Origin of the sequence: Aurantimonas sp. 22II-16-19i (assembly GCF_002088275.1) — a bacterium.
GTDB lineage: Bacteria > Pseudomonadota > Alphaproteobacteria > Rhizobiales > Rhizobiaceae > Jiella.
Map to the genome: position 1 here is coordinate 22,686 of NZ_AQQS01000036.1, position 22,635 is coordinate 45,320.

Here is a 22,635-nt window from a genome sequence, read left to right on the forward strand (position 1 = left end):
GGTCGCGGGCGCGGGGCCCCCCGCGCTCGCTGGCGTTCACGCCGTCAGCCCCGGTCTTCGACCGGCGCCAGGGGGTTACCGCTCGAGCGCCGCAGGTATCAGCCGTCGAGGAAGGTGATCCGGCCGGATGCGAGATCGTGCATCGCGCCGACGACCATCAGATCCCTGGCGTCGGCCATCTCCCTGATCGCCGGGCTGTTGTCGAGGATGAACCGCGCGGCGTTGCGGACATTCGCCTCGGCGACCTTCTGGACGAAGCCGGCGTCCTTGGAGGTCGGCGTCTCTGCGTCGGTGGAAGCCGCCTCGACGACCGGCCGGATGTTCGCCAGCGTCGCGGTGAGATTGCCGAACTTCACGTCGTCGATGGCACCCTTGATGGCACCGCAGTCGCTGTGGCCGAGGATGCAGATCAACCGCGCCCCGGCGACCGCGGTGGCGAATTCGAGGCTGCCGAGAATGTTGGTGTCGACGAAGTTGCCGGCGATGCGGGCATCGAAGACGTCGCCGATCTTCTGATCGAAGACCAGCTCCGGCGGCACCCGGGAATCCATGCAGCCGACGATCGCGGCGAAGGGCGCCTGGCCGGTGGCGGTCGCCGCGGCCTGCTTCACCAGATCGCAATTGACCGTCTGGCCCGAGACGAAGCGCTCGTTGCCCGCCTTCAGCAGCGCCAGCGCATCGGCCGGCGTCACCGAAGCCTGCCGCTCGCGGGTGAAGACCGCGCACTGGTTTTCCTCAGCGAAGGCCGGCCGCGCCAGTGCAGCCAGCGGTACGGCCGCAAGGCAGCCGCAGATCATCCGTCGATTCAGCATGTTCAACCTCCGGTCCACAAAGGACGCCGCAAATGCGCGGCGAGGTTAACAAGCTGGAGGACCGGAGGCGACGAGATTGAGCGGCCGGAGGCGAGCGGTTCGGCAGAATCGCGCGGCGTCGTCAACCGACTGGAAATGTGGCCGCGCGATTTTGCCTCAAACTCTTCCGTTACAGGCGGGCCGTGGCCCGCTCACGTCACCGTCGGCGGGGCGCCGTGGACCTGGGCCGGGACCTTGTGGGGCGCAGCGGATGCGCCCTCGGCTGCGGCCGGGGCGGCCCGCTCGCGGTCCAGCCGGCGCTTGCGCTTGGCGAGGATGTTGAGGACCTCGACCAGGCCGGAGAAGGCCATCGCCGCGTAGATGTAGCCCTTGGGCACGTGGAAGCCCATGCCGTCGGCGATCAGCGTCATGCCGATCATCAACAGGAAGCCGAGGGCCAGCATCACCACCGTCGGGTTCGCCTCGATGAAGCGCGACAGCGGGTCGGCGGCGAGCAGCATCACCAGGACGGCGACGACGACGGCGATGACCATGATGCCGATCTCGTCGGTCATGCCGACGGCGGTGATGATCGAATCCACCGAGAAGACGAGGTCGAGCAGCAGGATCTGCATGATCACCGCGCTCATGGTGACGGTCGCGGCCTTCGAGACCATGGTGTCCTTGTGATCCTCGGGATCGACCGAATGGTGGATCTCCTTGGTCGCCTTCCAGACGAGGAAGAGACCGCCGGCGATCAGGATCAGGTCGCGCCAGGAGAAGCCGTGGCCGAACAGCTCGAAGAGCGGCTCGGTCAGCTGGACGATGAAGGCGACGGTGGACAGGAGGCCGAGGCGCAGGACGAGAGCGAGGCCGATGCCGATGCGCCGCGCGGTCGCCCGTTGCCCCTCCGGCAGCTTGTTGGACAGGATCGAGATGAAGACGAGATTGTCGATGCCGAGAACGATCTCCATCACCACAAGGGTGAGCAGCGCCACATAGGCGGAGGGGTCGGCAAGAAAGTCGAACATGTCGGCCATCGGGGCTCCTGCGGCGCGTAGTGGCGATTCAAGATGTCGGACGTGATGTTTCGCGTCCTTTCGGACGCTCGGCAATCCCATGTCCGCAGCCGGCCGGCGCGGACAGGCGTCAGATGTGGCGTCGCGTCACGAAGGCCAGATCGGCCCTACCAGAAATCCGGGCGCTGCTCCTGCAGCCGGGCGCCGATGCGGACCGGCGACACCTTCTCGGCAAGGCCGGTGCGATCGGAGATCTCCACCGCCAGCCCGCAGATGGTCGCCGGCCCCTGGGCGGCCTCGAAGCGGCCGCGCGGGATCTTCGTGACGAAGCGGTTGAGCGGCTCCTCCTTCTCCATGCCGAGGGAGGAGTCGTAGTCGCCGCACATGCCGGCATCGGACTGGAACGCCGTGCCGCCGGTGAGGATCTGGTGGTCGGCGGTGGGGACATGGGTGTGGGTGCCGACGACGACGCTGGCGCGGCCGTCGAGAAAATGCGCCATCGCCTGCTTCTCCGAGGTCGCCTCGGCATGGAAGTCGACGATGACGGCGTCGGCCTGTTCGCCGAGCGGGCAGGAGCCGACGAAATGGTCGGCGCAGGCGAAGGGATCGTCGAGGTCGGGCGACATGAAGACCCGGCCCATGATGTTGGCGACGAGGACGCGCGCGCCGTTCTTTGCCTCGTAGAGGCCGGAGCCGTTGCCGGGGGCGCCCTTGGGATAGTTCAGCGGCCGCAGGAAGCGCTCCTCGCGGGTGCAGAACTCCAGCGCTTCCCGCTGGTCCCAGACATGGTTGCCGGTGGTCACCACGTCGGCGCCCGAGGCCACCGTCTCCCTGAAGATGTCCTCGGTGATGCCGAAGCCACCGGCGGCGTTCTCGCCGTTCACCACCACGAAATCGAGCCGGTAGTCGGCGACGAGGCCGGGAAGGGCGGCAAACACCGCATTGCGGCCGGCTCTGCCGACCATGTCACCGAGAAACAGAAATCGCATCAGCCCGTCTTGGCACGCTTGGCTTGGTCAAGCTTGTCGATAGCCCGTTTCGCCGCCGGACGCGAGCCCACCCGCTCGGTCCAGGCCATCAGCGCGGCCAGATCCGAGGCGCCCTCGTCCTTCAGCCCCGACAGGCCCGAGCGCACCCAGCCGAAATTGATGATGTCGGCGATCGAATAATTCGCGGCGAGCCACTCGCGGTCCTTCAGATGTGCGTCGAGGACGCCGAGGAGGCGCAGCGACTCCGCCTTGTAGCGATCGATGGCATAGGGGATCTTCTCCGGGGCGGCGTTCTCGAAATGGTGCCACTGGCCGAGCATCGGACCGGTGCCGCCGACCTGGAAGAAGGTCCATTGCAGCGTCTGGTAGCGCGCCGGGCCGGAGGCGGGCAGGAGGCGCCCGGTCTTTTCCGCCAGATAGAGGAGGATCGCGCCGGATTCGAAGATCGCGTGGCGCTCGCCGCCGTCGGTGTCGACGAGCGCCGGGATCTTGCCGTTGGGATTGATCGCCAGGAAATCCGGCGTCTTCTGCTCGCCGGCGGAAATGTCGATCATGTGGAGGCCGTAGTCGAGGCCGCATTCCTCCAGCATGAGGATCGGCTTTTCTCCGTTCGGCGTTTGCCAAGTGTAAAGGTCGATCATGAAAAATCCTTGGTCGAAGGCCAAGAGAACTGGCGTCCGTGCAACAGGGCTTGCGGTCGCGCATCCGGGACGTGGCCCGGCCGCTTCACGGACCTAACAGGATGGCCGCGCGACAGGTTCCGGCGGACAGATGGGGGAACGGGCATGACTGAACGGCTGACACGATCCGCAACGCTGCTCCGCCGGCTGGCGGCCGGCGCCGGGCTGGCGCTGCTCGTCGGTCTCGGTGGCTGCGCCGGGGGGCTCGGCTCGGTGGATGTGGCGTCGACCCGCACCGTTTCCGTCGATCGCCAGCTCGCGCTCGCCTCGATCAACGCCTTCCGGGCCGAGAACGGCCTGCCGGCGCTGCGCTTCAACGCCGTGCTCGACCAGGTGGCCGAGCGCCAGGCGAAGGCGATGGCCGCCCGCGGCGATCTCTCCCACAGCGTCGACGGCACGCTGCCCGACCGGGTGCGCGCCTATGGCTACGACGTCCAGGCGGCGGCCGAGAACATCGGCTGGAATTATCGCTCGACGCCGGCGGTGCTGGACGGGTGGAAGAACTCCTCCGGCCACCGCAAGAACCTCCTCAACCCGCGGGTGCGCGAGATCGGCTTTGCGGCGGCGGCGGGACCGAACGGCCAGCCCTACTGGGCGCTGGTGCTCGGCGCCCAATAGGGTCGGAACGGGGGCGGTATGGGCAGGGGGCTCGCCGTGGTCGCGGCGGCGACGGCGTGTCAGGGCCGGATGAGGCCGGCTTCGGTCGCGACGAGAGCGAGCCGCACGTCGTGGCCGTCCATCGGCACGGCCGCGACCTCCTGGCAGGCGAAGGCGACGCCGATCAGCATCGGTGCGGTCCCGCGCGCGCGGATCGCCGCGATCGCCCGGTCGTAATAGCCGCGGCCATAGCCGACGCGGCCGCCCGTGCGGTCGAAAGCGGCGAGGGGAACCAGCATCAGATCGGGATCGAGAACCGCGGCATCCGGGCCGGGCGCATAGGTGCCGAAGCCCTGCGGTTCGAGGGGGGCGCCCCGGACGAGCTCGCGGAACTGCAGCTCGCCCTCGACGATGGCCGGCACGCAGAGACGGGCGCGGCGATCGGCAAAGCTCATCATCAGGGGGCGGATGTCGATCTCGGAGCGGATCGGCAGGAAGCCGGAGACGACGTCGGGCCTGGCGGAAACATCGTTGGCGACGAGATCGCAGACGGCGAGGGAGGCCTCGATGCGGGCGGTCTCGGCCATCGCGTCGCGCCGGGCCAGGGCCTCGCGGCGGATCTCGGCTTTGCGCTCGCTGATGTCCGTCGGCATGCTCAAGCTGTCGCTTCGCGGGGTGTGACGATCGGCGGCCTCGAATGCCCCGCTTCCCGGTAGAAGGGTGCGGAGGCGGAGGGCCGGAATGAGTAGGCGAGCCACCCGGCCGATGGAGAAGTCGAACCCGGGAACCTACAGAGTAGGTGGGCGCCATGTGCCCCAGCCCACGGGCCGAGGCAGGGACAGCTCCCTAGGGAATGACTAAGGCCCCGAGGAAATGTTACCCCTGTCGCACCGCGCAGCCCGCCTGGACCAGATATAGGCTCGTCGGTGCCGATGCGAAAGAGCGCCGGCGGACAAATCTGCTGGCCGGTGCCGCGACACCCGATGCCGGTCGAAGAGGCTGCCGGGGCGGCACCGCGGCAGCGGGTCCCATGGCCCGCCCCGGGCACCCCGGCACGCGGGTTTCACGGCAGCGGGGCGCCGTCCTCCAGCGCCATCCTCCAGGGCCGGGCGCCGGACGCCGCCATTTGCCCGGGGCGCGGGCAGGCGGGGCGGTTTTCTTGCGCCGGGGCCGGCCCCATATGGAAGCCGTGGCGGCGCGTCGAGACGGGCCCAAGTGCCCTTTCGCACACCGGCACGATCCGCAGCCGCCATGGCCAGGACGAAGGACGAGATGATGGACCAGAAGAGTTTTCCCGTTTCCCGCACCGATGCCGAGTGGCGGGCGCTGCTGACGCCGGAGCAGTACGAGGTGATGCGCGGCCACGGCACCGAGCGGCCCGGCAGCTGCGCCCTCCTCAACGAGAAGCGGCCCGGCGCCTTCGCCTGCGTCGGCTGCGGCCAGACGCTGTTCGTCGCCACCCGCAAGTTCGAGAGCGGCACCGGCTGGCCGAGCTTCGACACCCCCGTCGGGGGGGCGACCGAGGAGAGCGTCGACCGCAGCTACGGCATGGTGCGCACCGAGGTGCATTGCAGCCAGTGCGGCAGCCATCTCGGCCATGTCTTCCCCGACGGTCCGCCGCCGAGCGGACTGCGCTACTGCATCAACGGCGTGGCGCTGGCATTCGAACCGGAGTGATCCCTCGCCCGCAGGCCGGCAGGCGCGGACGTGGCGTGCCGGCCACTTGGAATTGAAGGAGGGGTGACTATCATCCCCGCCGGACGGACGGGGAACCGTCCGCCTCGGGAGCCATCGAGCGCTTCACGGGAGAAAGTGGTCGATGAGATTCTACGCGTTCATGCAGCGGATCGGCTGGCCCCGTTCTTATATCGGGAAGATTCTGGCCATCTGCTTCCTCGGAACGCATGTCCCGCTGATCGCCCTGGTGGTCTGGCTGCTGGCGCAGGACCGGCTCGTCGGCGATCTCGGGATCGTCGCGGTGGTTCTGGTCGCAACTCTTGCAGGAACCATCGGGGCGCTGCTCGGCCTCTACGCCATGCTGTCGCCGATCCTCGCCGCCACCGGCGCCCTCGACCGCTACGCCCGGGAACGCACCCCGCCGAATCTTCCCACCATCCACGGCGACGCGGCCGGACGGCTGATGACCAGCGTCCAGACGACGTTGCAGCAGCTCGACCGGACGATCGACAAGCTGGAGGCGCTGTCGGTCACCGACCCCCTGACCGGCCTCTACAATCGCCGCTGGATCGACGACGTCGGCGAGCGGGCCGTCGCCAATGCGCGGCGGGAGAAACGCCGTCTGTCGATGCTCGTGATCGACGTCGACCATTTCAAGAGCTTCAACGACACCCACGGCCATTCCCTCGGCGACCAGGTGCTGATCCTCGTCGCCGACGCCATTCGCGAGGCCATCGGAAGTCATGGCCAGGCCGTGCGGCTCGGCGGCGACGAATTCTGCGTGCTGCTGCCCAATGCGGGCCGCGATGAGGGCGAAGAGGCGGCGCGGCGGATCCGGCTCGCCATGGAGCTCGGCATCGACAATTTCCTCGGCCCCGAGACGGTGACGCTCAGCATCGGCGTGTCGACGCTGCGGGGCGACGACATGAGTCTCCACCACCTGCAGCGGCGCGCCGACCAGCAGCTGTTCAACGCCAAGCGGTCCGGGCGCAACCGGATGTCCATGGAATGACGATGGCGACAGGGCGGGCCGAGACCGGGCCGCCGCCTGCGCCGGAGATACGCCTGCCGGAACGAGACGCAACGGGACCTTGTCGATGACCGACTACTTCGCCTTCTACGGCACTCTGATGGACGATGCCGGCGATGCGGAGACGCCGGCGACCGAGGGGCTGGTCCGCCGGCTGGGGAGCTGCCGCCTCGCCGGGATCCTGCGCGATCATGGCGACTATCCGGGGTTCTTCCCGCACGGGGATGCGGATGAGGCGGATGGGACGGCGGCCGGCCGCCTCGTCGTCGCCGAACTGCACGAGCTCCTGTCCCCGGCCGCCTTCGCGGTCTTCGACGCCTGGGAGAGCTACGACCCCGCCGACGAGGCGGGATCGATGTATGTGAGGCGCCGCATTCCCCTCGCCGAACCCGCCGGCACCACCGCCTGGGTCTATGTCTCGCAACTGTCGCCCGGGGACCCGGAGGTGCCGGGCGGCGACTGGCGGGCGCACCGGGCGAGCCGGACCGCCTGAGCCGTCGGGTGTCTCACCAGGGCGGCGATCCGCCCGTCAGCGGTGCCGACGGGCGGTCGTCAGCGGTGCCGACGGCGGTCGATTGTGACCCTTACGCCTGCATCTGGCGCTTGGCTTCCTCGCCGAGGGCGCGGAAGACCGTGTCGACGATGGCTCTCGTATCGAGGCCAGCCTGGACGATCATCGCCTCGGGCGCGGCGTGATTGACGAAGTCGTCCACCATCGCCATCGGGCGGACCTTGAGGCCGCGGTCGAGGAGGCCGTTCATTGCCAGGAACTGCATGACGTGGGAGCCGAAGCCGCCGACGGCGCCTTCCTCGATGGTCACCAGCACCTCGTGCTCGCGGGCGAGCCGGGTGATCAGGGCGGTGTCGAGGGGCTTGGCGAAGCGGGCGTCGGCGACCGTCGTCGACAGGCCGAAGCCGTCGAGTTCCTTGGCGGCGGCCATGGCGTCGGCGAGGCGGGTGCCGAGGGCGAGAATGGCGACCTTGGAGCCCTCCTTCACCACCCGGCCGCGGCCGATGGAAAGGATTTCCCCGCGCTCCGGCATCTCGACGCCGACGCCGTTGCCGCGGGGGTAGCGGAAGGCGATGGGGCCGTCGTCATAGGCCGCCGCCGTGCGCACCATGTGGCGCAGCTCGGCCTCGTCGCTCGCCGCCATCACCACCATGCCCGGCAGGGCGGCGAGGAAGCCGACGTCGAAGGAGCCGGCATGGGTCGGGCCATCAGCCCCGACGAAGCCGGCCCGGTCGATGGCGAAGCGCACCGGCAGGTGCTGGATGGCCACGTCGTGGACGACCTGGTCGTAGCCGCGCTGCAGGAAGGTCGAGTAGATCGCCGCGAAGGGCCGGTAGCCTTCCGAGGCGAGACCGGCACAGAAGGTCACGGCATGCTGCTCGGCGATGCCGACGTCGAAGGTGCGCTCGGGAAAGCGGGCGCCGAACTTGTCGAGGCCGGTGCCGGCGGGCATCGCGGCATTGACGGCGACGATCCTGTCGTCCTCCTCCGCTTCGCGGATCAGGCTGTCGGCGAAGACGCCGGTATAGCTCGGCGCATTGGCCTTGGATTTCGACTGGGCGCCGGTGATGACGTCGAATTTCGAGACGCCGTGATACTTGTCGGCCGAGCTCTCCGCCGGCTCGTAGCCCTTGCCCTTCTTGGTGACGACATGGACGAGGATCGGCCCGGTCCTGGCGTCGCGGACATTCTTCAGGATCGGCAGGAGGTGGGTGAGGTCGTGGCCGTCGATCGGCCCGACATAGTAGAAGCCGAGCTCCTCGAACAGCGTGCCGCCGGTGAAGAAGGCGCGGGTGTATTCCTCGGTGCGGCGGGCGCCCTCGCGCATGAAGTCCGGCAGGAGCTTGGTGAAGCTCTTCGCCCGGTCGCGCAGGGACCGGTAGGTCTTGCCGGAGACGAGGCGGGCGAGATAGGCGCTCATCGCCCCGGTCGGCGGGGCGATCGACATGTCGTTGTCGTTGAGGATGACGATCAGCCGGGCGTCGAGGGCACCGGCATTGTTCATCGCCTCATAGGCCATGCCGGCGCTCATCGCGCCGTCGCCGATCACCGCGACGACATTGTTGGAGCCGCGGGCGAGATCCCGCGCCACCGCCATGCCGAGGCCGGCGGAGATCGAGGTGGAGGAGTGGCCGGCGCCGAAGGGGTCGTATTCGCTCTCGCCGCGCTTGGCGAAGCCCGAAAGGCCGCCCTCCTGGCGGATCGTCTTCATCCGGTCGCGCCGCCCGGTGAGGATCTTGTGGGGATAGGCCTGGTGGCTGACGTCCCAGATCAGCCGGTCGCGGGGGGTGTCGAAGACGTAATGCAGGGCAACGGTCAGCTCGACGACGCCGAGGCCGGCGCCGAGATGGCCGCCGGTCCGCGAGATCTGGTCGATCAGGTCGGCCCGCAGCTCGTCGGCGAGCTGCGGGAGCTGCTCTTCCTCGAGACCGCGCAGGTCGTCCGGATTCCGGATCCGATCGAGGAGCGGCGTGATCGATGTTTCTGCCACTACAAAACCTTTCAACGAGACTGACGCGGCCGCACCACTTGCCAATGAGACTGCGCGACCCTGCCACAATGCCCAATGCGGCGTCATTGGCACGGTTATAAATCGTTCAGAGAGTGCGACGATCAAGCGGCGGACTGCAAGTGCGTCGAAGCATGCGCCTGAAATCCCTTGCCGCCGGATGCACGTTACGGTCCGATCGTCGGCGGGACCTTGCCCGGGAACACCCGCGCGCCGACCGCCGCGGGGGTCAACCCGGATCCAGCGGCTCGGTTCCGACCGGCTTGCCGGCGCGGTTGAGCTTGATCTTCTCGACCTTGTCCTCGGCGGCGGACAGGAGCCGCTCGCAGTGGTTCTTCAGCTTCTCGCCACGCTCGTAGATGCGGATCGAGATGTCGAGGGGGACGTCGCCGCGTTCCAGATCCCCGACGATCCGCTCGAGGGCGGCGATCGCATCCTCGAAGCTCATGCGCTTGATGTCGCTGTCGTCGGCGGGTAGGGGCGTCTCACCGGTCTCGGCCATGGGCGGCCCTTTCATCATTCGTCGGTCGGTTCGCGGGGCTGTCCGCGGGTCGGCCGTTCGCCGACCGGATCAAGACCGGCGGGGCCGTCGCGGAACGGGCGGGCGAAACGGACGGGTGGTGCGGATCAGCCGGTCATCAGTCGCTTCACATGGGCGGCGCTCGATACGGCGAGCCCCCTGAGGTCGTAGCCGCCTTCGAGCAGGCTGACGAGGCGCCCGCCGGCATGGCGGTCGGCGACGTCGAGGAGCCGGCCGGTGGCCCAGTCGAAGTCGGCCTCGGTCAGGTTGATGTTGGCGAGCGGGTCCCGGTAGTGGGCGTCGAAGCCGGCGGAGACGATCACCAGATCGGGCCGGAAGGCCTCGAGGGCGGGCAGGACCCGCTCCAGCATCGCCGCGTGGAAGGCCTCGCTGCCGTCGCCGGAGGCGAGCGGCGCATTGACGATGTTGCCGGCGCCGGTCTCGGTCTTGGCGCCGGTGCCCGGATAGAGCGGCATCTGGTGGGTCGAGGCATAGAAGACGGTCGGATCCGCCCAGAAGATGTCCTGGGTGCCGTTGCCGTGATGGACGTCCCAGTCGACGATGGCGACCCGTTCGAGGCCGTGCACGGCCTTTGCGTGGCGTGCCGCGATGGCGGCGTTGTTGAACAGGCAGAAGCCCATCGCCGTCGCCGTCTCGGCGTGATGGCCGGGCGGGCGGGAGGCGACGAAGACGTTTCTCGCAGCGCCCGAGATCACGTCGTCGACGGCGGCGGTGGCGGCGCCGACGCCGTGCAGCGCGGCCGTGAAGCTCTTCGGGCTGACGATGGTGTCGGAATCGATCCGCGTCATCCCCTCCTCGGGGATCGCCTTGGCGACCTTGCGGACATAGTCCTCCGGATGGCACCGGTAGATGGATTCGAGCGAGCCCTCGGGGGCCTCGACCCGGTCGAGATGCTGGAACGCCTCGGCCTCGAGCGCGGTGGCGACGGCCATCATCCGGTCCGGCCGCTCCGGGTGGCCGGGGCCGGTCAGATGCTCGGCGAAGATCTCGTGGAAATAGAGCCGCGTGTTCATCTGAGCGAGCTAGCGCCTCCCGGAGCCTGTTCAATCATGGCGGGGCGTCCCGCCGTCGTTCGACGTTTCCGGCGACGGACCACGCGAGGTTTCCCGCGCCACGCCGACCTGGCCGCGGTCGCGCAGATAGTGGTCGGCGATGGCGCAGGCGACCATCGCCTCGCCGACCGGCACGGCGCGGATCCCGACGCAGGGGTCGTGCCGGCCCTTGGTCATCACGTCCACCGCATGGCCGTCGGCATCGACCGACTGGCGCGGGGTGAGGATCGAGGAGGTCGGCTTGACGGCGAAGCGGGCGATCACCTGCTGGCCGGTGGAGATGCCCCCGAGAATGCCGCCGGCATGGTTGGAGAGGTAGTCCGGCCGGCCGTCCCGGCCGGGACGCATCTCGTCGGCATTGTCCTCGCCGGACAGCGCGGCCGCGGCGAAGCCGTCGCCGATCTCGACGCCCTTGACCGCGTTGATCGACATGAGGCCCGCCGCGATGTCGGCGTCGAGCTTGCCGTAGATCGGCGCGCCGAGGCCGGCCGGCACGCCGTCGGCGACGATCTCGACCACCGCGCCGATCGACGAGCCGCGCTTGCGCACGCCGTCGAGGAGCTCGGCCCAGCGGGTCGCCGTCTCGGCATCGGGGCAGAAGAACGGGTTGTTCGAGACCTCGGCCCAGTCCCAGCGGGCGCGGTCGATCCAGACGTCGCCGATCGCGACCAGCGCACCGCGCACCGTCAGCCCCGGCACGACCTTCCGCGCGATCGCGCCGGCGGCGACGCGCATCGCCGTCTCGCGGGCCGAGGACCGGCCGCCGCCGCGATAGTCCCTTATGCCGTATTTAACGTCGTAGGTGACGTCGGCATGGCCGGGCCGGTAGCGCTTCGCGATGTCGGAATAGTCCTTCGAACGCTGGTCGGTGTTGTCGATGTGCAGCGCGATCGGCGTGCCGGTGGAGACGTATTCGCCTTCGGCTTCGCCGGGCATCACGCCGGACAGGACGCGCACCGCATCCGCCTCCTGGCGCTGGGTGGTGTAGCGCGACTGGCCGGGGCGGCGGCGATCGAGCTCGGCCTGGAGGTCGGCGAGGGTGAAGCGGATGTTCGGCGGCGTTCCGTCGATCACGCAGCCGATCGCCGCCCCGTGGCTTTCGCCCCAGGTGGTGACACGGAAGAGATGGCCGAAGCTGTTGTGCGACATGATCGGATGAAAGCTGTGTTGGGCCAGATGGCGGGGCGGGTGGCGTGACTGCTGGCGATCTCTCTACGCGCAAAGGACGAGACGCGCAAAGGCCAGAGGTCCGATCGACGAGCCCGGGCAGATCCGCCGCGTCCCGGCGCGGCAGGCGCTTGGCAAGGGGGATCCGGCAGCCCCTCTGCCATGCCGGAAAGCCGCTTCTGCGCAAGGCCTGCAGCCTTAACGAAGCCCTTACCATGCCGGCGAAGTTTTCGATACAATTCGCCATCCGGCGGTACGACTTTGGACACAATCGGAGGCGACTTTCCCGATGTCACCGACGATGAATGTCGGACCCACGGGCTGGCGGCACTTCCGGGTGGAAGGACGCCGGGCCGGTTGCCCGAAAGGGCAGGGTTGCAGCGAGGAGAAAGTCATGACGAGGCAAATTCTGGCGCTTTTCGCGAGTTCGTTCCTGACGGTTGCCATGTCGATCCCCTCCGTGGCGCGCGAGGCGGACGGTGTCATCGAATCCATCGACCAGGAGCGGGCGGAACTGCGGCTCAGCGACGGCCAAGTCTACCACCTGCCGCCGGATTTCGACTACGACGCCATCGCCAAGGGCATGACCGTGGTGGTGATCTATGATGCCGCCGACGAGCGCCCGATGCTTCACGCCATCTGAGGCTTCTTCGCAAGGACAGGGCGGGGCGACACCGTCAGGGCAGGGCAGGGCAGGGCAGGGCAGACCGGCGACGGCTGTCCGCAGGCGCCGAAGCGCCCGGCCTTCAGGCGCGAAGGCGCTCGGGCGGTTTCACAGGACACCGGAATAGCGCTTAGCGAGGGCCGGCAGCGTCGTCTCCCGCCAGCGGGCGTCCCGATCGGCGCGGGGCGTGGTGATGTCGTGGACGCCGCGCATGCGCGCCGGCCGCTCGGTCAGGAAGATGATCCGGTCGGAGAGCTGCACCGCCTCGCGCAGATTGTGGGTGACCATCAGCGCCGTCGTCGGCCGCGCCGACCAGACCTCCGTCAGAAGCGTGCGCAGCCGCGCCGCCGTCTGTTCGTCGAGGGAGACGAAAGGCTCGTCGAGGACGAGGAGCGACGGGCGGATGGCGAAGGCCCGCGCCAGCGCCGCGCGGCGGGCAAGACCGAGGGAGAGTTCGCCCGGATAGCGCGAGCGCATCTCGGCAAGGCCGAGAACCGAAAACAGCTCGTCGAGGTCGCGCCCGGTATCCTCCTCGCCGAGCGCCAGGCGGACGTTCTCCTCGACCGTGCGCCAGGGCAGCAGCCGCGGCTCCTGGAACACCGCCGCGATGCGGCCGCCGCCGCCCGGCAGCTTCAGCCTGCCGTCGAACTCCCGGTCGAGTCCCAGAATGATCCGCAGCGTCGTCGTCTTGCCGCAGCCGGACGGGCCGATCAGCGTCGCAAAGCTGCCCGGCGCGACGGAGAAGGCGATCTCGTCGATCGCCCGCACCGCACCGCCATCGGCGCCGCGAAACGTCTTGCCGCGGATCTCAACTTCCAGCGCGTCTTGGTCGCCAGCGGGTGGAATGGGCTTCGAAAGGTTGGACAAGGACGAACTCGATGGTCAGCATGACGGCGACGAAGGCCAGGGTATAGGCGAGGATCGCCGCGACGTCGAAGAGCTGGAAATAAAGGTTGATCTGGAAGCCGACGCCGTTCGAGCGGCCGAGCAGCTCGACGACGAGGGCGATCTTCCAGATCAGGCTGATGCCGGTGCGCGAGGCCGCGGCGAAATAGGGCTGGAGCTGCGGCAGGACGACGTGGCGCAGCGTCCGGGCGGCGGAGAAGCGATAGACCGAGGCCATCTCCTCCAGATCCCGGTCGAGGGTGCGGGCGCCCTCGCGCATGGTGACGACGACATTGGGGATCTTGTTGACCGCGATGGCGCCGATCGCCGCCGCCTCGTTCAGGCCGAACCAGATATAGGCGAGGACGATGACGACCAGCGCCGGGATGTTGAGGAAGAGGATCAGCCAGGGATCGAAGAAGCGGTTCGCCTCGCGGTTCATGCCGAGGACGATGCCGATCACCGAGCCGATCGCCATGGCGAGGACGAAGGCGGCGACGACCCGCATCAGGGTCATGGCGAGGTGGAAGAACAATTCCCCCGTGGCCGCATCGCGCCAGAACGCCTCGGCCACCGCCGGCGGCGCCGGCAGGACGCGGCTCTCGGCAAGGATCGCGGCGATCCACCACAGGGCGAGGAGCCCCGCCAAGGAGAGGGCCGTGACGAGGCGCGGGCCGAAGACGGGGCGGCCAGGCGCGGCCGGGCGCTGAAGCAGCGCGCCGCCCGCGGCGTCGGCCCGGTGGTCAGGAGCCATTCTTGCCGTCGTCATAGTAGGTGCCGGGCGACAGCGTCGTCGCCGGCCCGACCAGCCTCTCGCCGCCGATCTTCGCCAGAAGCTCGTAGAGCGTCTCGGTGTCCTTCGCCTCCTCGGCGGGGGAGCGCGAGGGGATGCCCTCGCGGTAGCGCTGGCGCAACGTCGTGAAGGTCGCCTCGTCCTCGGCCTTCATCAGCGGCCGCAGCTCTTCCCAGGCGGCGTCCGAGGTGGCGAGCAGCTGCTTGGTCGCCTTGTCGGCGGCGAGGAACCCGGCGATCGCCTTCGGATTGCGCTCGGCGAAGGCGTCGCCGAACACCCAGCCGATGGCGGCGACGGGGCCGGAGGTGCCGAGCTGCATCGCCGCGTCCGTCCCCGAGACGACGGTGCGGAAGCCGGCCGCTTCCAGCCGCGCGGCGTAGTGCCAGAAGTTCAGCACGGCATCGAGCTCGCTTTGGCGGGCCTTTTCCGCCAGGAGCGGCGGCGCGCCGTAGACGATGTCGTTCTCCGCCGCAAGGTCGATGCCGGCGTCCTTCCGGGCGAGGGCCTGGATGAGCAGCCAGTTCTTGTCGAGCGGCCCGCCGGCGACGCCGATGGTCCGGCCCTTCAGATCGCCGAGGCCCTGGACCTCGCTGTCGCCGGGGACCATCAGCGAGCCGACGGAGGTGGAATAGGGCACGAAGGTATAGTCGGCGCCGGTGGCCCGCAGCCGCGACACCCACAGCCAGTCCGAGACGATCATGTCGACGCTGCCGGCCTGAAGCGCCACGGCGGTGGCGTCCTCTCCCGCGAAGGGCACGAGTTCGACATCGACGCCGGCCGCAGCGTCGAGGCCGGCGCGCTTCATCGCGTCGAGCTCCCAGTTCACCGTGCCGAACTTCAGGACCCCGACGCGAATGGTCGAAAGGTCCTCGGCCTTGGCTGCGGAAACGGACTGGATGGCGAGCAACAGCGCGAACAGAGCCGCGACGGCGCGCGTGAGCCGCATGACGATCCTCCCAAAATCGACGATGCCCGGCTCTATGATAAGGGCTCGGCGGCCGCAATGCGATGGGTCCGCGTCCCGAAAAGATGCGTTGCCCAGAGCGTTATCGGCCGGGCGCGGCAATCAGGACCGGGCGTCGATCGCCTCGGCGATCTCGTCGGCCATCTTCAGGAGGCGGATGATCACCGGCACCACCAGCGTCAGCGGCGAGGGGCGGCGGCCCCGCGCGACCTGCGCCTCGCGCACCTCGCCGGCGATCTGGCCGATGGTGGGGATGAAGCGGATGGTCAGCGAGATGGCGAGGGAGACCTTGGCGACGTCGAGGCCGAGGCGCGACAGCGGCGACAGGCCGCGCTCGATCACCGCCACGAGGTCCGCCGTGCGGGTGGTCAGCGTGACGAGGCCGGCGGCGAGGATGAGGGCGGCGAAGCGCAGGACGACGAGGGCGGCCTCGCCGGGCGTCGCGAGCCAGAGCTGGGCCGCGAACAGCACCGCGAGGACGACGGCCACCGGCCGCAGCTGGCGAAGGACGAGGCGCGGGCCGAAGCCGGCGACACCGTAGAGAGCCAGGACCAGCGCGAGGACGCCGGCGGCCGGCCATGGCGAGCCGATCGCGAAGACGAGCGTTCCGGCCGCGAGCAGCGCCAGGAGCTTGCGGCCGGCGCCCATGCGATGCAGCGGGCTGTCGCCGGCGCGGTAGAGCCCGGCGATCATCCCGTCAGCCTCACATAGGCGTCGATCGCCTCGCGTGGCGCGGCATCCGCGACGATGCGGCCTTCCTCGAAGACCAGGACACGGTCGAAGTTTTCCAGAAGGGTCAGGTCGTGGGTGACGAGGACGACGTTCTGCTCGAGCGCCTCGAGGGCGGCCATGATGGTGCGGGTGTTCTTCCGGTCGAGGAGGGTCGTCGGCTCGTCGAGGACGAGCCACCGGGGCTCGAGAATCATCACGCCGGCGAGCGCCACCATCTGCCGCTCGCCGCCGGAAAGTTCGTGCACCAGCCGGTCGTCGAAGCCGGCGAGGCCGAAGCGTTCGAGGGTGGCGCCGACCCTTCCGGCGATCTCGGCCTTCGGCAGCTTGCGCCCCTTCAGGCCGAAAGCGACGTCCTCGCCGACGGTCGGATAGACGACCTGGTTGTCCGGGTTCTGGAACAGGAAGCCGACCGTGCGGCGGACGGCCTTCGCCTCCCGCCGCGTGTCGCGGCCTTCGACCGTGACGCTGCCCCGGCTCGGGAGGAGGAGGCCGTTGAGGAGACGGGCGAAGCTGCTCTTGCCGGAGCCGTTGGCCCCGACGATGCCGATCCGGCGCTCGGACATCGTGAGGTCGATGCCGGACAGGACGGTGCGCTCGCCGCGATCGAGCCCGACGCCCTCAATCGAAATCATCGGGCCTGGCGGTTTGCCACTGATCGTCCGGCGCCGGGCGGATCATCGGATAGGCGCGCTTGACCATGAGGATCGCGGCGGCGGCGAGGCCGGCCTTGATGAGATCGCCGGGGATGAAGGCCGCCGAGCCGGCGGCGGCGGTCACCAGCGGCACGCCGCCGACCAGCGAGATCCACGGAATGCCGATGCCGTAGAGGACGACGATGCCGCCGACCGTCGCGGCGAGGAAGGCGGTGACGAAGTTGAGGCCCCGCCAGAACCGCTCGACCAGAGCGCCGGTGACGGCGGCGGCGGCGATCCAGCCGAAGATGAAGCCGGCCGTCGGCCCCGCGAAGACGGCGAGGCCGCCGCGCCCGCCCGACAACAGCGGCAGGCCGACGGCGACGAGGGCGACGAAGAGCAGCATCGACAGGGCGCCGCGCTTCGCGCCGAGAATGCCGCCGGCGAGCATCGGCCCCATGGACTGGGCGGTGATCGGCACCGCGATGGCCGGGATCATCAAGGGCGGAAACGCCCCGAGGGCGGCCATCAGGGCGGCGAAAAGGGCGATGAGGACGATATCTCGGGTCGACACGAGGGGCACCTTTCGAAACGCGAGACCAGTTGTCGGCCCCAAACATCGCAGCGCGGCGGAAAAATCAATGGCATCGCCAGCGCGGCGGGGACATCCCCGGGCGGATGCAGTCAGGCCGCATCCTGGCGCTGCGGGGCGGGGGCGGCGGCCGGAGCGCCCCTTCCGGCGGCGATCCGCCGGCGCCACCGTCCGGCCCCGTGGCCGGCGAGGATCCAGTAGACGAGGGCGAAGGTCAGCGAGGCGACGAGGATCGCCGTCTGGACGCTCATATGCGGCACGTTCGGCCCATAGGCGGCGAACAGGATGGCGATGCCGCCGACGAGGCCCGCCACCATGTGGAGGAGCAGCGAGGAGAGGCCGGCGACCTCGCTCGCCACCATCAGGACGACCCAGGGCAGGAAGGCGACGGTGCCGATCTGCACCGCCTGGGCGCCGAAATAGAAGGCCGTCTCGGCGACGACGAACGGATCGAGGGCCGAGGCGTGGCCGAGATCGACGAACGGCCAGAGCATGGCGAAGGCCGCCGTCAGGCACGCCGCGACATAGGCGAGCGGGACGACGAACAGGAATCTCAGGACCGTGGCCATGGCGGCGAACTCTCTTCATGCTGCACGGGATCGTGACCCATCCCGCCCTGAGGCGACAGTAACGCGTCCGGCCGCCGGTTCGAACCCGTCCGAGGATCGAACGTGATGGAGAGACGCGATGTCGAGACGGTTGGTGGCATTTTCGCCCGCGCATGTGTTGAAAGCGTTGCTTGCGCCGTCGATGACCCCGTTGCTGTCCCTGGCGCTTGCCATGGCGGCGGTGCAGCCGGCAAGCGCCGGTCCCCGCCACGTGGTCGAACTGTTCACCAGCCAGGGCTGCTCCTCCTGCCCGCCGGCCGACGTCGTGCTGCGCCAGCTGGCCGGCGACGGCGACGTCCTCGCGCTCGGCTTCCATGTCGACTACTGGGACCGCCTCGGCTGGAAGGACACGCTCGGCTCGCCGGCATTTTCGGCCCGCCAGCGCGCCTATGCGATCCGCCGCGGCGACGGCGGGGTCTATACGCCCCAGGCCGTCGTCGACGGCGGCGGCCATGCGGTCGGCTCCAGCTCACGGGCGGTCGCCGGGCTGATGGGAACGCCGCTGCCGGTCGCCGTCACCCTCGATCGCGGCGCCGGCCGGGTCGGCGTCGGGGGCGGGGAGGGCGAGGCGGTGCTCTGGCGGGTCGACTACACCCGCTCCGCCACCGTGCCGATCGCAAGGGGCGAGAATGGCGGCCACACGATCACCTATGTCAATGCGGTGCGCGGCCTGACGGCGCTCGGCCGCTGGGACGGACGACCGGTCAGCTTCGCCCTCGGCGATTGCGGCGCCACGCCCGGCGCCGACGCCTGCGCGGTGATCCTGCAGGCGGGCAGCGAAGGGCGTCCGGGGGCGATCCTCGGGGCGGCGGATTGAGCGGGGCGTCGGGGAGGTGGATTGCGGCGTGACGGCCGCAGCTGCGCCGGGCGCAGGCGGTCAGGCTGCGAGTGTCGATGATGGGTGGAAATCAGGCGAGCGCGGTCGTACAATCCCAGCATGAAGAAGCAAGATCGCCCTCGTCGCAAGGAGCCTCTTTACCGGCGTGTCAACACGCTGGCACGCGGCGTCGAGCATCGCTTTGGTGGCGACTACAGCCAATCCCGCCACCGCAAGCCGGATCGCTCGAAGACGCTCGGAGCCATGCAGAAGGGTGTTCGGCGAGGTCTGGACTACACGCCCTTGTTCCGCTTTCTGCTTTCCAAGGTCGGTCAGGACTGGGACGCAGTCCATAGCGAGGCCGTCTCGCGTCTGGACACGGCCGAGCCGATTTTCTGGCTCGTGGCGCTGACGGAAGGAGACAGAGAAGCGTTCGTAAGGGTTGGAGAGAGCACGTATTACAGCGGTTTGTACGTCGACGAGAACCACGTCCTCGCGATCGTCGACCCTTCGCTGACGGTCGAGCAGATGGTTCCTGTATGCTCGTGCTGTAGCCATACGTTCAATGGCGTTCCCTTCACGAAGGCCTATTCGTCGACGGTCAGGGAATGCCCACAGTAACGGCCTTTCCGTCGAGGTCAGAGACGAAATGAGGTTGATATTTCGGTTTCATTTTGTACGGCGCGATGTCGTGAAGGTCGGCGAGCGCTTCCGGGGAATAGCCGAGCCGTTTCACCGCGAGCCCGCGCGCCGGGCCTCGATGGCGGCGCGCAGCTCGGCATAGACCTCGTCGGCCGGAATGCTCGCGCCGCTCGCGTCGCCGGCCCGGATCGCCTCGCGCAGCGCCATCAGTTCCTGCCGCTCGCTATCGCGAGATCGGGTCCATTCGCGCAGGGCTTCGCGCACCACCTCGCTGGTCGAAGCATATCCGCCCTCCCGGACGGCCGCCTTGACGGCCGCGGCCATCTCGGCGGGCACGGTGATGGTCATGCGTTCGATCGACGACATTCCAGGCTCCGGCGCGGGCTCACGATAGATGTCCGCATACTTTATCACACTCGCTCCGGAACGTCAGGAGGCAGGGTTTGGACGCTGGGGCACGGATGTGAGAAGCCAGGGCGCCGAGTTCGACAGCCGTCTCTGGCGGGGACGCCTCTTCAGTTTCGAGAGCTACGAAGTGCGCTTGGAATGAAAGCGAATTGCTGATCCTGCTTCGGGTGCCAGATCACCCTCGCGCAGACCCCGAGCCCCGCCCGAGCCTCATCCCGCAACTGTCTCGCAGGCCGCGGGGCTGGCGGGTCGGCGGCAGACGCATGGTACCATCTCCGGATGAAGCGCCCTTCGGACCACGATCGCCCGCATGCCGACGCGCTTCGCCGAGCGCAATTCCAGGTCATGCCGCACCTGGCCGAGTGCTTCTAAGGGGAGGGCGCGGCCAGGTTCCGAAAGGAGATCTTCAAGTCTGTCTCATCGCACCCGTCCCCGGCATGTCGCAGAAGACAGACCCGACGTGCGGTCGCCGTCCTTGGGGCAACGCGGGCGAATGAATGGGTCGCCGCGAGCGCGGCAGCGCTGCGCTCGAGGCGCATGGCGACCCCTTCACGGCACGCCGCATCCGTCAGCATGGTTGTGATCTTGTGATGAAGGGATCTATCATCCCCCGCCAACTCCCATGCGATCCGGCGCGCCTCATCGTCAACCAAAAGGACGAGGCCGGTCGATCTGACACGATCGATAGCCTCGGTCACAAGCAATCGCAGGGAAATCGACATCGTTTGCCTCCGTTCGAAGCAAAAATGTCTGAACAATCGCGTCCAATCTATAACCTACGTTTGATATTCCCGAGACGCGCAATGATAATTTCCCGAATGGACGCAATCGATCTCTTTGCATGTGACCGGTGACGTAGCCTGGGAGCTTCGAACATGAAAAATCCCCTCATCAGAAAACTAGAGCAAGTCGTGGATCTGACTGACGGGGATCGGCGAATGCTTGAGGCGATCGGCTCGTCAGGCCGGCCTGTCAAGCGGAAGCAGGATCTGATCAAGGAAGGCGACAGCCCGAACAACGTCCATCTCATCATGGAAGGCTTTGCCTGCCGGTACAAATTGCTGCCCGACGGACGCCGCCAGATCATGGCTTACCTGGTTCCTGGCGACTTCTGCGATCTGCACATCGCGATCCTCGGGAGGATGGATCACTCCATCGCAACGCTGGAGCCCTCCGTGGTCGCTTTCATTTCTTACGACACCGTGATGGATCTGACCGAAAACCACCCCCGCATTACGCGTGCTCTCTGGTGGGCGACACTGGTTGATGAAGCAGTCTTGCGGGAGTGGATCGTCGGTTTGGGTGCCCGGTCCGCCGACCGCCGGATCGCCCACCTCCTATGCGAGTTGATGGTCCGGCTCGACAGCGTGGGGCTTGTAGAAGACAACAGCTTTCATTTGCCGATCACCCAAGCCGAAATCGGCGAAACCCTCGGCGTCACGATTGTCCATGCGAACCGCATGCTGATGAAGCTCCACGAAATGGGGTTCATCACGCGCAAACGATACCAGATGACCGTTCGTGATCCGCAGGGAATGATGGAGTTCGCACAATTCAAACCCGACTATCTCCATCTCCATCGCCTGAAAGACAAAAACAGATTATTTTCGGGGGAATTCGCTTATTAACATCCCAACCCTAAATTTATCATCCTTAAATTCCAACTTCTTTCCAGACGCCTGCGTAACGCGCTCGTCGTGGACGAGGAGTGAAGATGAAGATGTACTTTTTCGATGTCAGCGATAACGGCAATATCACCCGAGACGACGTCGGTGTTTTTTGCGTTTCTGATGCCGACGTCCGACAGAAGGCCATTGAAGCGCTGCCGGGATTGGCCGATGAGGTGCTTCCCGACGGCGACCGACACGAGATCTCCGTGATCGTGAGAGAAGAGAATGAAGTGTATATTTTCAGGGCGACCTTGCTGTTTACCTCGCACTGGCTTCGCTGAAGCCGCCCTGATCCCGGTCTGATACAGACTTAGCGCGGGATGAGATCAGGTTCGATCGACATCCCGCTCACTCCTCTTCTTGCCGCATGATCTTTCCCGAAAACCGGTTCCCACGTTTCGGGATCATGCTCTAGCAAACCCGGTTCGGACCGAACCCATCCGGCGGCGAAACCCCGCCGCCTTCGGCAGCCCTATTCCGCCACCGCCCCGCGTTCCGACCTGCGGATGCACTCGCTCTCCGCCTCCGGCTGCCGCAGGTGGCGAAGATGGGGCAGTCGCGCGTCTGGCGGGCCTTCTGCAAACCCGAACGGATGGCGGTTCGGTTCCAGCGCGCCGGCGACGGGCGGGCCGCGCAGGCCGGCGGTGGAGCGACGCCCCCTCAGCCGCCGTTGCGGGCGAGCCAGGCCTTCATCTGGGCGATCTCGGCCTCCTGCGCCGCGATGATCGTCTCGGCCAGCGCCCGGGCCTCGGGGTCCTTGCCGTATTGCAGCTCGACCTCCGCCATGGCGACGGCGCCTTCGTGATGGGCCAGCATGCCGCGCATGAAGTCGATGTCGGGATTGCCGGTCATCGGGGTCGCCATGCCGGTTTCCATGTCGCCCATGGCCTTCATGAACGCCCGGGTCGACGGCGTGTCGGCCGCGCCATCCGCCGCCATGCCATGCATGCCTTGCGCGCCGCCCATGCCGGGCATTTCGGGCATGCCGTCCATGCCGTCCATGCCGGGCATGGCGTGGTCCATCATGCCCGGCTCGGCGGGCGCCGGCGGGGTCTGGGCCATGGAAAGGCCCGTCGTCCCGAGCATGAAGGCAGCAGCCAGCGTTGCGATCCTGGTCATCCGTCTCGTCTCCCAGCAAAAGGCCGTCGGTCCCGGAAGGGGCCTGA

The 22,635-nt window shown here is 68.1% G+C and carries 27 protein-coding genes and 1 other RNA gene; 9 read left to right on the forward strand and 19 right to left on the reverse strand.

Going from position 1 to position 22,635, the window contains the following annotated elements; translation table 11 throughout:
* Nucleotides 1-98 precede the first annotated feature (98 nt).
* The 4 genes from ATO4_RS21885 to ATO4_RS21900 all read right to left on the reverse strand — a co-directional run bounded on the left by ATO4_RS21885 (nucleotide 99) and on the right by ATO4_RS21900 (nucleotide 3,440).
* The gene (locus ATO4_RS21885; RefSeq protein ID WP_083593899.1) at nucleotides 99-812 is read right to left on the reverse strand and encodes a carbonic anhydrase; all 714 of its coding nucleotides are present in this window, start codon (nucleotides 810-812) and stop codon (nucleotides 99-101) included.
* 191 nt (nucleotides 813-1,003) lie between these two features.
* The gene (locus ATO4_RS21890) at nucleotides 1,004-1,831 is read right to left on the reverse strand and encodes a TerC family protein (RefSeq protein WP_083593900.1); all 828 of its coding nucleotides are present in this window, start codon (nucleotides 1,829-1,831) and stop codon (nucleotides 1,004-1,006) included.
* Between the two features lie 146 nt (nucleotides 1,832-1,977).
* Complete coding sequence (locus ATO4_RS21895) at nucleotides 1,978-2,799, reverse strand: TIGR00282 family metallophosphoesterase (RefSeq protein ID WP_083593901.1); 822 nt, start codon at nucleotides 2,797-2,799, stop codon at nucleotides 1,978-1,980.
* Nucleotides 2,799-3,440 carry a glutathione S-transferase N-terminal domain-containing protein gene (locus tag ATO4_RS21900; protein ID WP_083593902.1) on the reverse strand — a complete coding sequence of 214 codons (642 nt, stop codon included), beginning with the start codon at nucleotides 3,438-3,440 and terminating at the stop codon, nucleotides 2,799-2,801. The genes ATO4_RS21895 and ATO4_RS21900 overlap by 1 nt, the downstream gene beginning before the upstream one ends.
* A 144-nt stretch (nucleotides 3,441-3,584) precedes the next feature.
* Here ATO4_RS21900 and ATO4_RS21905 point away from each other — a divergent pair, with 144 nt between their 5' ends.
* Complete coding sequence (locus ATO4_RS21905; protein WP_083593903.1) at nucleotides 3,585-4,097, forward strand: CAP domain-containing protein; 513 nt, start codon at nucleotides 3,585-3,587, stop codon at nucleotides 4,095-4,097.
* 59 nt (nucleotides 4,098-4,156) lie between these two features.
* Here the strand turns inward: ATO4_RS21905 and ATO4_RS21910 are convergent, their stop codons facing one another.
* The gene (locus tag ATO4_RS21910; RefSeq protein WP_083593904.1) at nucleotides 4,157-4,729 is read right to left on the reverse strand and encodes a 5-formyltetrahydrofolate cyclo-ligase; all 573 of its coding nucleotides are present in this window, start codon (nucleotides 4,727-4,729) and stop codon (nucleotides 4,157-4,159) included.
* Nucleotides 4,730-4,823: 94 nt separating this feature from the next.
* Nucleotides 4,824-4,980, reverse strand: a non-coding RNA gene (gene ssrS, locus ATO4_RS21915) — 6S RNA.
* A gap of 371 nt (nucleotides 4,981-5,351) precedes the next feature.
* Between ssrS and msrB the strand changes: the two genes are divergently transcribed.
* From msrB to ATO4_RS21930, 3 genes are all read left to right on the forward strand, one after another.
* Complete coding sequence (gene msrB / locus ATO4_RS21920) at nucleotides 5,352-5,753, forward strand: peptide-methionine (R)-S-oxide reductase MsrB (RefSeq protein WP_083593937.1); 402 nt, start codon at nucleotides 5,352-5,354, stop codon at nucleotides 5,751-5,753.
* 142 nt (nucleotides 5,754-5,895) lie between these two features.
* Complete coding sequence (locus tag ATO4_RS21925) at nucleotides 5,896-6,765, forward strand: GGDEF domain-containing protein (RefSeq protein WP_083593905.1); 870 nt, start codon at nucleotides 5,896-5,898, stop codon at nucleotides 6,763-6,765.
* 85 nt (nucleotides 6,766-6,850) lie between these two features.
* On the forward strand, nucleotides 6,851-7,276 hold the full coding sequence (locus tag ATO4_RS21930; RefSeq protein WP_083593906.1) for a gamma-glutamylcyclotransferase family protein: 426 nt from the start codon (nucleotides 6,851-6,853) through the stop codon (nucleotides 7,274-7,276).
* A gap of 91 nt (nucleotides 7,277-7,367) precedes the next feature.
* Here the strand turns inward: ATO4_RS21930 and dxs are convergent, their stop codons facing one another.
* The 4 genes from dxs to aroC all read right to left on the reverse strand — a co-directional run bounded on the left by dxs (nucleotide 7,368) and on the right by aroC (nucleotide 12,044).
* Nucleotides 7,368-9,284: a 1-deoxy-D-xylulose-5-phosphate synthase gene (gene dxs, locus ATO4_RS21935; protein ID WP_245308887.1), complete on the reverse strand. Its 1,917-nt coding sequence runs from the start codon at nucleotides 9,282-9,284 to the stop codon at nucleotides 7,368-7,370.
* A gap of 247 nt (nucleotides 9,285-9,531) precedes the next feature.
* Complete coding sequence (locus ATO4_RS21940) at nucleotides 9,532-9,804, reverse strand: exodeoxyribonuclease VII small subunit (RefSeq protein ID WP_083593908.1); 273 nt, start codon at nucleotides 9,802-9,804, stop codon at nucleotides 9,532-9,534.
* A 125-nt stretch (nucleotides 9,805-9,929) separates the two neighbouring features.
* Complete coding sequence (locus ATO4_RS21945) at nucleotides 9,930-10,856, reverse strand: histone deacetylase family protein (protein WP_083593909.1); 927 nt, start codon at nucleotides 10,854-10,856, stop codon at nucleotides 9,930-9,932.
* A 30-nt stretch (nucleotides 10,857-10,886) separates the two neighbouring features.
* Nucleotides 10,887-12,044, reverse strand: a complete 1,158-nt coding sequence (gene aroC / locus ATO4_RS21950; protein WP_083593910.1) for a chorismate synthase — start codon at nucleotides 12,042-12,044, stop codon at nucleotides 10,887-10,889.
* A gap of 412 nt (nucleotides 12,045-12,456) precedes the next feature.
* On the opposite strand from aroC, the gene ATO4_RS21955 reads away from it, so the two are divergent.
* Nucleotides 12,457-12,705 carry a DUF1344 domain-containing protein gene (locus ATO4_RS21955; RefSeq protein WP_083593911.1) on the forward strand — a complete coding sequence of 83 codons (249 nt, stop codon included), beginning with the start codon at nucleotides 12,457-12,459 and terminating at the stop codon, nucleotides 12,703-12,705.
* 129 nt (nucleotides 12,706-12,834) lie between these two features.
* Here ATO4_RS21955 and ATO4_RS21960 read toward each other — a convergent pair whose 3' ends face one another.
* From ATO4_RS21960 to ATO4_RS21990, 7 genes are all read right to left on the reverse strand, one after another.
* Nucleotides 12,835-13,593, reverse strand: coding sequence for an ATP-binding cassette domain-containing protein (locus ATO4_RS21960; protein WP_245308888.1), 759 nt, complete (start codon nucleotides 13,591-13,593; stop codon nucleotides 12,835-12,837).
* Nucleotides 13,535-14,365 carry an ABC transporter permease gene (locus tag ATO4_RS21965; RefSeq protein ID WP_083593912.1) on the reverse strand — a complete coding sequence of 277 codons (831 nt, stop codon included), beginning with the start codon at nucleotides 14,363-14,365 and terminating at the stop codon, nucleotides 13,535-13,537. Before ATO4_RS21965 ends, ATO4_RS21960 begins: the two co-directional genes overlap by 59 nt.
* A complete protein-coding gene (locus ATO4_RS21970) occupies nucleotides 14,355-15,350 on the reverse strand; it encodes an ABC transporter substrate-binding protein (protein WP_083593913.1) in 996 nt (331 codons plus the stop codon). The genes ATO4_RS21965 and ATO4_RS21970 overlap by 11 nt, the downstream gene beginning before the upstream one ends.
* Before the next feature lie 120 nt (nucleotides 15,351-15,470).
* Entirely contained in the window at nucleotides 15,471-16,061 is a 591-nt protein-coding gene (locus tag ATO4_RS21975; RefSeq protein WP_083593914.1) for an energy-coupling factor transporter transmembrane protein EcfT, read from the reverse strand.
* Nucleotides 16,058-16,732 carry an ABC transporter ATP-binding protein gene (locus ATO4_RS21980; RefSeq protein ID WP_083593915.1) on the reverse strand — a complete coding sequence of 225 codons (675 nt, stop codon included), beginning with the start codon at nucleotides 16,730-16,732 and terminating at the stop codon, nucleotides 16,058-16,060. The genes ATO4_RS21975 and ATO4_RS21980 overlap by 4 nt, the downstream gene beginning before the upstream one ends.
* The gene (locus ATO4_RS21985) at nucleotides 16,719-17,306 is read right to left on the reverse strand and encodes a biotin transporter BioY (protein ID WP_083593916.1); all 588 of its coding nucleotides are present in this window, start codon (nucleotides 17,304-17,306) and stop codon (nucleotides 16,719-16,721) included. Before ATO4_RS21985 ends, ATO4_RS21980 begins: the two co-directional genes overlap by 14 nt.
* 110 nt (nucleotides 17,307-17,416) lie before the next feature.
* Complete coding sequence (locus tag ATO4_RS21990) at nucleotides 17,417-17,893, reverse strand: hypothetical protein (protein WP_083593917.1); 477 nt, start codon at nucleotides 17,891-17,893, stop codon at nucleotides 17,417-17,419.
* Nucleotides 17,894-18,074: 181 nt separating this feature from the next.
* Between ATO4_RS21990 and ATO4_RS21995 the strand changes: the two genes are divergently transcribed.
* A complete protein-coding gene (locus ATO4_RS21995) occupies nucleotides 18,075-18,749 on the forward strand; it encodes a DUF1223 domain-containing protein (protein ID WP_139802623.1) in 675 nt (224 codons plus the stop codon).
* 120 nt (nucleotides 18,750-18,869) lie between these two features.
* Nucleotides 18,870-19,370, forward strand: coding sequence for a hypothetical protein (locus ATO4_RS22000; protein ID WP_083593919.1), 501 nt, complete (start codon nucleotides 18,870-18,872; stop codon nucleotides 19,368-19,370).
* Nucleotides 19,371-19,481: 111 nt separating this feature from the next.
* On the opposite strand, the gene ATO4_RS22005 is transcribed toward ATO4_RS22000, so the two are convergent.
* On the reverse strand, nucleotides 19,482-19,757 hold the full coding sequence (locus ATO4_RS22005; RefSeq protein WP_083593920.1) for a type II toxin-antitoxin system ParD family antitoxin: 276 nt from the start codon (nucleotides 19,755-19,757) through the stop codon (nucleotides 19,482-19,484).
* Nucleotides 19,758-20,674: 917 nt separating this feature from the next.
* On the opposite strand from ATO4_RS22005, the gene ATO4_RS22015 reads away from it, so the two are divergent.
* Nucleotides 20,675-21,427 (forward strand): Crp/Fnr family transcriptional regulator, encoded by a 753-nt coding sequence (locus ATO4_RS22015; RefSeq protein ID WP_083593922.1) that lies wholly within the window; start codon nucleotides 20,675-20,677, stop codon nucleotides 21,425-21,427.
* An 86-nt stretch (nucleotides 21,428-21,513) separates the two neighbouring features.
* Entirely contained in the window at nucleotides 21,514-21,750 is a 237-nt protein-coding gene (locus tag ATO4_RS22020) for a hypothetical protein (RefSeq protein WP_083593923.1), read from the forward strand.
* A 379-nt stretch (nucleotides 21,751-22,129) separates the two neighbouring features.
* On the opposite strand, the gene ATO4_RS22025 is transcribed toward ATO4_RS22020, so the two are convergent.
* Nucleotides 22,130-22,588 (reverse strand): DUF305 domain-containing protein, encoded by a 459-nt coding sequence (locus ATO4_RS22025; RefSeq protein ID WP_210191122.1) that lies wholly within the window; start codon nucleotides 22,586-22,588, stop codon nucleotides 22,130-22,132.
* Nucleotides 22,589-22,635 lie beyond the last annotated feature (47 nt).